This is a genomic window from Bacillus salacetis (genome assembly GCF_003581585.1).
Classification (GTDB): Bacteria; Bacillota; Bacilli; order Bacillales; family Bacillaceae_B; genus Rossellomorea; species Rossellomorea salacetis.
The window spans coordinates 1-1,399 of sequence record NZ_QXIR01000082.1 but is presented as its reverse complement, the minus strand read 5'-3'; the positions used below and the strand labels follow the sequence as shown (position 1 = coordinate 1,399).

Sequence of the window (1,399 nt, the reverse complement as noted above, 5' to 3'; positions counted from 1 at the left end):
GATGGTTTATAAATGTATGTGTAAGGTCTTTTTCTAGACAATAGAAAAAGGACAAAGTACTCTCTGAATATCACCACAATAATCGAGAGGAGTCCTTTGTCCATGTCTAATAATAACACAAAAAACCTTAACCTTTCTAGTCTTTTAGAGTCCACGATGAAAGAAGTACTTAAAGAAAAAGTAGAATTTATTCTCCAGGAAGAAATTAAAGAGGTTCTGAAAAATGAACCTGTTGGAGAAAAAAACTCTCGTAATGGGTATTATCCGCGTACGTTGGACACTGTTTACGGACGTGTAGAAGACCTTGATGTTCCCCGGGATCGTAAGGGTGAGTTCCAAACGGAACTATTTGAACCTTACAAACGAAGAATGGTAGCCGTTGATGAGTTGGTCATTCAATTATACCGTCACGGCGTAGGTGTTCGTCAGGTTGGTAAAATCATGAAAAGCCTGCTTGGGGATTCCTATTCTCAAGGGACGATTTCAAATGTCACGGGTACCGTCCTTCAAGATATCCGCGAATGGCAGAACCGCCCTTTAAAGAAACGATATTGTGCCCTTTACCTTGATGCGTTATTTGTGAAAGTTCGTCGTGATACAGTAGGTAAAGAGGCTGTCTACATTGTTCTTGGCATTACGCCGGAAGGTCATCGGGAAGTCTTGGGCTTTTATGTTGGCGGCAGGGAGTCCTCCAACGGGTGGAGTGAGATTCTCAATAACCTTCGTGAGCGTGGAGTCGAAGAAGTTCTTCTTGGCGTATTTGATGGTTTGTCAGGTCTAGAAGATGCGTTCCTCCGAGCTTTCCCAAAAGCTGAGGTGCAGCGTTGTGTTGTCCACAAAGTAAGAAATACCTTAAATAATGCGCGAAAAAAGCACCAAACAGAATTAGCTCAAGACTTAAAGACCATCTACAGGGCTAACAGCTTTGAGGAAGCTCAAGCTGCACTCCTAGAGCTAAAAGATAAGTGGAAGAAAACATACAAACGCGAATTGGAATCTTGGGAGAATGATCTTCCTGTGCTCCTCACATTTTTCAAGTATCCTACAGATGTTCAACCGTACCTTTATACGACAAACCTTATTGAACGTCTGAATAGAGAGGTGCGTAAGCGACTGAAAACCATGGACAGCCTGCCTAATATAGAGGCGGCTGAGAAGATCATTTACTTGAACGTATCGGATTACAATGATCGCTGGGCTAGAAGAAAATTAAGTGGATTTGGTTTAGCTAAAGAGGAAATCCAAGATATGTTTGATAATCGTTATGGAAAAAAATGATGGTGAAGAGGAATTTTCCCCTCCGGAGGCCTCGGCCTCCGGAGGGGAAAGACAACCCCCATTACCAAAGAGAAGTATATACCCAGGGAGTACTCTCTTACACATAATTATTGACACTACC

The 1,399-nt window shown here is 42.3% G+C and carries 1 protein-coding gene; it reads left to right on the top strand.

Features of this window, described 5'->3' with window-relative positions; genetic code table 11:
- Positions 1-102 precede the first annotated feature (102 nt).
- Positions 103-1,278, top strand: a complete 1,176-nt coding sequence (locus D3H55_RS23620; protein ID WP_119549771.1) for an IS256 family transposase — start codon at positions 103-105, stop codon at positions 1,276-1,278.
- Positions 1,279-1,399: the final 121 nt, after the last annotated feature.

Excerpts from the sequence above, each read along its gene's own strand:
- D3H55_RS23620 (WP_119549771.1), top strand. The coding sequence starts at position 103 with ATGTCTAATAATAACACAAAAAACCTTAACCTTTCTAGTCTTTTAGAG.